Below are 7362 nucleotides of genomic sequence, written 5' to 3' on the forward strand. Positions count from 1 at the left end.
ATAGGTCAACTTGCCGGACAATTTGCTATCGAGAAGTGCTGGGCGCGGGATCTGTGGCATTTGAGTAATCGAATAGCCAGAAAACTGCTTTCTCATACGTTGGGCATTTTTGCTAATTTTAAACAAGGTAAAAGACAACGCGATTGGCTTCAACACGCTAACGTTATAGGGTGTTAAAGTCGAGCATCGCGTTCTATTTGTAAAATTATAATCAATGAGTGAACGTATTGTATTAGTATTGGTAACGTGTGTTACAACAGAATTATCAGTAATAAACTGTGCATATAACCTTAAATAAATATTGTCTGTGATATTCACATGGGTACTTTGTCCAGCTAAAACATTTATTGGAACAGTATTATCTATTTTCAATATATTACTTCCACTGGAACTTTCCCAAAAACCTAATTTTAAAACCTTTCCATAAACTGATTGATACTCGTGAGTCCCAACTGTATTAGCCAGTCTATCTGTATCAATTTCGATATTATTTATCTGGCTATTACCTATGGTTTCCACAATATTACGGCCAGCCAGGTTCTTAATCTGTCTGAAACCGCGTACATACTCTGTTTCCATTACAGCCTGAGAGCCAGCCGTAGTGTAGCTACTACTACTTCCCGCTGCCGCATTCCCCGCGCCAGCCCGCCCAGCAGCCCGCTACCCAAACTTAATGTTCCCAGAGCGAGGGATACCCAGCCCAACACCGCTGATGCCTGTGGGTTGTTCTCTTCCGTCGCCGCACTGACAATCCCGGTGGCATCGCCCAAAAAGCCGATCCCCGCTAAAATCGCGCCGCTAATAGTCAGAGACGCACCTCCCGTCGGGATCGCCGTTGCCAGCCCGATGACCAAACCTATCGTCCCAAAGACAATGCCCAGAATACTGCCTACGCTCATATGCCCGCTGGGATCGCTCCGGTTTATCGGATCACCCAAACAGTATGCGTATGGGTTCAGCCCTCCGGCACCAAACGGGCTTAAGCTGTCCGGGGCGGTAAACCGCATCAGGACCGGATTGTAGGTACGGTAGCCATTGCCCAGATGGTAACCGCCGCCCACCGGATCAAAGGCTTCCCCGGTATACGCTGGCTGAGCGGGGTTCTGTTCGTCTGTTGCCTGCTGTCCATACGGCGTGTAGCGATAGCGGGTCAGGGTATCGGGATGCTGTTGGCTCATCAGCACACTACCCTGCCCGTCGGTACCCAGTAAGTGTGTGCCGCTGTCGGTGACTGTTGCCGCCGACACACCGTTCGCCTGTACCCGGTGGGTTTCTGTCCCGCTTTCCCGCAGCACTTCCATCACCCGCATGTTGCCCTGATAATACAGTTCCTGCGTCTGCGTACCGTTCAGCCGTTGCAGTGCTAGCCGGCCCGCCGCATCGTACCCGTAATCACAGGTGTTTTCGTTCAGCGTGGCTGATGTGAGCCTGCCCAGCGCATCATAGGTAAGTTCTCGCCCAGACTCATCCAGGATCAGCTGCCCGTTCTTATCATAAGCCAGAGTGATTTCCGCCGGATAGTCCGGATGGGTATGAGTAATACGCTGTAACTGACAGGCATCGGACGGGCTGTAACTGAACGTCGCCGTATCACTGCTGCCATCCGTCAGCGTGGTGATACAGGTCAGGATATTACCCAGCCGATCATAAGTGAACTGCTGGCGGGTCAGTGTCATACCATAAGCATCCCTTGGGCACTCGCTCCCCGCGCACTGATAATCTGTCAGCCAGCGGCGGGCAGGATCGTAAGTGTAGCTTTCCTGCCGCAGCAGTCCGGCCTGTTGTGAGCAGGTCGTCCGGCACGCTAACTGACCGATAACTGTATAGGCCTGCGTCAGTGTCAGTATGTCGGTGTCGCTTTCAATCCGGCGTTCCGTTTCCTGGCCAAAATCATCCCAGTTCAGCGTGGTCATCAGTTGCTGCGTTGTTTTTTTATCCTGTACCGTCCAGCGGTTAGCCCGACTGGCGGCATCATAGGAAAAGGTCACGCTGAGGGCATCATCAGCCATTTCAACCGGCCGCCCCAGCGTATCAAAACGCAGCCGCCGGGTTCGGCCTTCTGCCGTTGAAAATCCCCGGTATTCCGTCAGTCTGCCAGCCGGCGAGTAACTGTATTCTGCGTTTCGGGCCGCTCCCGCACCGGTATCGTCAAAACACACACTTTCCTGCTGTAACTGCCCGGCAGAGGTATAACTGAGTTGCTGAGTAACCTGCTGTGCCGTCACAGCTCGGACCATTGCGCCGGTTTTAGCCTCATAGGTAAAGTTCTGTTGGATACCCGCTGTGATCATCTGGAGCAACGCGTTGCCCAGCCGGGGTTCATACTGCTGCTGCGATGTCTGCCCCTGCGCATCGGTGACCGTTGCCGGTGCAGGATTACTGGCCTGATAGGTCGCGCGGTGGATACGGTCGCCAACTGTGGTGGATACCGCCCGGTGCATGCTGTCAAACTCACGGATACCCAGCACTTTTCCGTCGGCTTCTATCTGCGTCAGTAACGCACCGGCACTAAACGGCGCATAACTTTTGCGCACCACGGTGCCATCGCTGTACTGGATCACCGATACCCGGTTAAACGCATCATAACGGTATTCGGTCTTCTGCCCCAGCGTATCCACCGTAGCGCGTAACCGGCCCAGCCCGTCATAATCGTTCTGTTGCTGGCTGGCATGTTGTCCCTGACTGTCATATTGCGTTACGGTCAACGGCTGATGCCGCAGGTCGTAGACGGTTTCTGTATAACCGAACGACAGACCATCCGCTTCCATTTGATGCCGGGTCGTCAGAGTGACCGGATCATACTCCTGCCGCAACCGTTTTCCGGTGTCATCCGTTATCAGGCAGGGTTGTTCGTTCTTCTTCTGTCTTCGTGGCATCCGCCATCACCTATAGATGATCTGGTTTTTCAATCATCATAAAAATCAACACGTTACTCTATTTGATGGAGTAATTGCCGTTATTGATAACCGCGGCTATATCTCAGAACTCTTACTTGACCGCCGTCACACAGAAATTCTTATCACTACCGACGAAATTCGTCGTCAGTCACTAACTCATATTTTTGCGCCAAGAACTCCAAATTAATTTTCATAATTTTATTTCTCTTTATATATAAGTTAAGCAAACGGTGTTGTCTCAGTTGCCTCGGTTGTCTCAAGCAGATTAACTTATTGTTTTATAATGATTAATATCTGAAAATTGAGACAACCAAGCCTATTTTATGTTGTCTCAATTTTATCTTTTGTATCGTAAATAATTTACATCATATTGATAAATAAAGATTTAATAGAAAATTTGGTGTTGTCTCAGGGAATTTGCTTTAGCACCCATTTCTCGGACATTGAGCGTAAATGATATTTACTCACAGAATTTGCACACCTCATTAATGGTTGCGCAAACTTTCCGCGTATCATTTAGCGACGCGGTTAATTTGCGACTGACAGTTAGTTAGGCACAAAAAGAAAAGGTGTTGCGGAAATCACCACCATCTTCAAGATGTGATATCCCACCTTGGGTATGGTGATTTCCATGATACCCTTTGCACTCACAGGGTTACTCAATGTAACTCAGTGACTAACGACGAATTTCGTCGGAACCAATGATCACCAGACTGTAAATATGGCGTCTGCTTATTTTTCAAGCCATCACTGTAACCCATTGATTTGTCCGAGGCCGTCACTTTGACCACCCGAGACATCTCAATATTTCCAGTTTCCAAAGTGAGGACGAATGGAGTAATCAAGGAGTTATCGCCAAAGCGGGAATTCCCACTTAGGCGTACTTTCAACCAACCCGAAATTATCGGGTAGGCCAAAGTGAGGACCACGGTATTCTTCGAGGTCACTGAGCTAATGACCTCGACAGCACCCCTCAACCTCAAGGAATCCCTACAGTTAATTCACGCCTCCGTTTGAAACAGAAGCGTGCTGAATTAAAGTCGGGAAATCCCGATTTTAGCTAAGTGGTTGATTTTACTTATTTCCTGCATAGAGACAGAGAATAATGAAATCAAGGGGTTAAACGAGTGTAGAGGGTTGAATGAATTGATTGGGGTTGTGTGGGGGGTGTACAAATAGGGAAGGAAGAATGCTAAGGAATGTTACCTCATGAAAAACCCGCACGGGGCGGGTTGGGATGATTAATCGGTATATTTAGCTCTATCGCGAGTCTCTTTGATACTCATACCAAATACATCACGATGATTTGCACACATCCAGCAAGCACACGCGCAAGGCGTTCTGTAGCACCTGCCTATTCCTCTGGCATCTGGAATGTGGCCAGCATTATTGTACTTACTGCGTTTCGCCTTTAAGCGATACATATGATGCCGTCTGACAGCATGATTTCTTACTTTCATAAATGAACTCACGTAATTGTTGCGCGACTGCACAAGTGCACAGCCGCTTAATCGTGAGTTCTGAATAGGTTGTTTTTCTCATAATAAATGAAAATTATTCCCTGATAGCATTCATCCAAATAGTTGACTATGGGAACCGAGTCTAACTAAATGCAGGGTTTCACTATCCGGTTTTTGGTAAATCAGCAGTAAATCCGGTTTGACGTGGCATTCCCGATACCCAGACCAATTGCCGTCCAGTTCATGGTCACGATGGCGGCGTTCGAGGGGTTCATTATTCGCCAGTGCTACCAATACGGTAACTAACGTATCATCAAGACCAACGCGATACCGTCCTTTAGATTCGCGTTTATAGTCCCGCTTAAATGCCGTTGAGCGCTCAATCGTCCTCATGCAGATCCGCCATTAGCGCAGACACGCTCTCGAATCGCTTTCCCTTTCCAGTTTTCAGTTCATCCATTGCTTTTTGAGTTGCTGCGTTCGGTACTTTGACATCAAAAGGCAAGCGTTGTTCATCAGCTATGCGTAACATCAACAAGCGAATAGCATCAGAAACAGATAACCCCATTGCTTCCAGCGCTGCACTGGCGCGCTCTTTAGTTTCAGCATCAATACGCGCACGAACATAGGTTTCAGTTGTAGTCATTTACTGTTCCTCCGGTCATATATTGACCTATTGTAGTCTCACTATGACTACATCGCAATGGTTATGGAATCAGAGCCGTCCGTGGCTTGGGATCAGGCGCTGACTTTATAGCGCCCTATAGCTTTTTCATATCGTCAAGGCTCTGAATTCACCTCCCCCTGCCCCACATTCCACACCGAATCTTCCGGCATCTGGACACGGACGTCTAAGCGACAGCCTTCGGGAATGTCACACGGCTCACCATCGGCATAGTAAACTTTCTCACCGTCCACGATTTCCTTTATCCGCTTGTTCTGAAACTGCTTGGGTAAATGGGTATGCTGACGGTGGAACGTCTCAATCGTGATAGTGCCATCCTTGTGTACCTTGTCATCAAGGTAGATGAGTTCCAGCCCGTTGTTATTCTTCGGCGAAGAGATGCCGCCATGCACGCCCCATGCGCCATCCGCGTTATAACCCAGCACACCGGATATCTGATAATGACCGAGGCCGAGTTTAGTGACCGTGGCCCCCTCGGATTCGTCGTTGGTGGTAAATGTGCCGTCGGGGTAGATTTGGATGATGGGGGAACTTGGTCTGATATACCCGCTACCATCTTGATGACAATTTTGCCCTAAAGAGAGCACAACCCCATTACCCGCGCGAATCGTGCCTCTGGTTGCTATATCTCCCGTGCGGGTATTGAAAAAAATGCTAGTCTGCTTTGTATGCGTTGAATAAAAACCAATGCCGAACCAAGAGCGAATTTCTATATTATTACCCTCGAAGCCAGCATGATCTATTTGACCAGCGTCTAAACTACCACTACCCACCACCAATGACTGTGTGAGTAGTTGCGGAGCATTAACAGAACCCTGAGCCGCAATATTTCCCTCACGGGTATCAAAATAGATCCGCGTCTTTTTATTAAACGAGGATTTCAGACCAATACCCCACCACGAGAGTAGCTCCAGATTATTTCCACCAAAACCGGTGCCGTCTACTCCCCCAAATTGCATTCCGTTAGCGTCGCCCGCAACGCCAACGATAGATTGCGAGAATAAACGGGTTGCACTGACATCGCCGTTAACAACACCGCCTGTTTTGGGGTAGGTATTAGATATTGCCGCCTGCAATGCCCGTATCGACTGCAATGACACAGTCTGACCGTTCGGCAGGCCGCCGCGTTCACTCTCGCGTGCGACGAACAGCAGTATCTCTTCACGGATTATCTGGCGGAGGTGATCATCACTCAGATTAATTCCCACCTTCGACACTAAAGACCTTAACTTTCCGATAAAGACTCCCTGTGCATGATAAGCCTGCTCCACCTCATTGATGATGGTGGCAGCGTCTTTGTATTCCGCCTGCTTCGTACCGACCTCACGTCGCCCATCAATGCGATCCATCAGTTCAGCAATGCGTTCTAACTGTGATTCAAGCTGGCTTAATGTCTCAGTGTCGTATTTGATACCGACAGTGAATGTGGATGTTGCTGTACCTTGTGACATGTTTGTTCTCCATAAATCAGAATAATTAACTGCTCTGGTTGATATAGCCCCGACAATTTTTGTACGGTGGTGATATGAAATGCTGAAAAAGTATTCATAAAGTCATTTATCGTCCAATATCCGATTATCGGACTTTGCTTTTCTGCATAGCGATCACGACTCTGTGAGTCATGATGGCGTAAGCTAAGAGCGGGTGAGTCTTCCTATTCCTGTCTGAACCAGAACGAAATCGAATTGCAGTAGATGTCTGCTTTCCCAATCTCGGATTTTCCTCTGAATAACGGGGATTGCTTTCTTCCTGTCATTCATATCTCTGGAACCTTGACTTGCTAATGCAAAAGTCTCTGTATCGTATTTGGCAATTTCATGTGCTTCTATCTCGGCCTCTGAGAGGTTTAATTTCTTACGAGAGGCATAACCCTTAGTCCAGTAATCATACAGAGCAGCAAAGCATTCTTCCTGATATTGAATGAGTTTGTTGCGAATGCTTGCTTTAACTTTCGCAGGGTTAATACTGAACAACCAACCATTAAGTTTTTTCAGAGGGATGCATAGCATCCTTTGAATTCCACCACTTGAAGGTATATCGATATCGATACACCCAAACTTATCTTTGTTTCTCTGTAACTTTTGTTGCTGTGCACCCCAGCTCATCCCTAAGTTCTTAACAATATGTTTCATGGCGACATACTCAATGCTCTCTTCTTTCATCGTGGTGATGGTGTCACCTTTGAAGTTAATTTCAGCAGTTAACAAGTTACTCATGGCGTATTACCTACATTTGAAATGAACCCTCGTTCACATAGAAAATCAGCCCGTCGAAGCTCGCCAGCTATAACTGACTTCCTCGAAGGCTCATATCAAAGTGA

General features: G+C 47.9%; 6 protein-coding genes and 1 pseudogene. 1 reads left to right on the forward strand and 6 read right to left on the reverse strand.

Annotated elements, in window-relative coordinates; genetic code table 11:
- A pseudogene (locus tag AAC854_RS20130) lies at positions 1 to 177 on the forward strand (IS982 family transposase); the annotation flags it as partial.
- A gap of 401 nt (positions 178 to 578) precedes the next feature.
- Here the strand turns inward: AAC854_RS20130 and AAC854_RS20135 are convergent.
- The 6 genes from AAC854_RS20135 to AAC854_RS24390 all read right to left on the reverse strand — a co-directional run bounded on the left by AAC854_RS20135 (position 579) and on the right by AAC854_RS24390 (position 7258).
- On the reverse strand, positions 579 to 2876 hold the full coding sequence (locus AAC854_RS20135) for an RHS repeat-associated core domain-containing protein (RefSeq protein WP_340618663.1): 2298 nt from the start codon (positions 2874 to 2876) through the stop codon (positions 579 to 581).
- A gap of 680 nt (positions 2877 to 3556) precedes the next feature.
- Positions 3557 to 3826 carry a hypothetical protein gene (locus AAC854_RS20140; protein WP_340618664.1) on the reverse strand — a complete coding sequence of 90 codons (270 nt, stop codon included), beginning with the start codon at positions 3824 to 3826 and terminating at the stop codon, positions 3557 to 3559.
- A 642-nt stretch (positions 3827 to 4468) separates the two neighbouring features.
- A complete protein-coding gene (locus AAC854_RS20145) occupies positions 4469 to 4750 on the reverse strand; it encodes a type II toxin-antitoxin system YafQ family toxin (RefSeq protein ID WP_340618665.1) in 282 nt (93 codons plus the stop codon).
- Positions 4737 to 5003 (reverse strand): type II toxin-antitoxin system RelB/DinJ family antitoxin, encoded by a 267-nt coding sequence (locus tag AAC854_RS20150; RefSeq protein ID WP_273548097.1) that lies wholly within the window; start codon positions 5001 to 5003, stop codon positions 4737 to 4739. Before AAC854_RS20150 ends, AAC854_RS20145 begins: the two co-directional genes overlap by 14 nt.
- A 134-nt stretch (positions 5004 to 5137) precedes the next feature.
- The gene (locus AAC854_RS20155; protein ID WP_340618666.1) at positions 5138 to 6493 is read right to left on the reverse strand and encodes a phage tail fiber protein; all 1356 of its coding nucleotides are present in this window, start codon (positions 6491 to 6493) and stop codon (positions 5138 to 5140) included.
- Between the two features lie 183 nt (positions 6494 to 6676).
- Positions 6677 to 7258 (reverse strand): phage antirepressor N-terminal domain-containing protein, encoded by a 582-nt coding sequence (locus AAC854_RS24390; protein WP_422824110.1) that lies wholly within the window; start codon positions 7256 to 7258, stop codon positions 6677 to 6679.
- Between the last annotated feature and the right edge of the window lie 104 nt (positions 7259 to 7362).

This window comes from Xenorhabdus entomophaga, from assembly GCF_037996725.1.
Lineage (GTDB): Bacteria > Pseudomonadota > Gammaproteobacteria > Enterobacterales > Enterobacteriaceae > Xenorhabdus > Xenorhabdus khoisanae.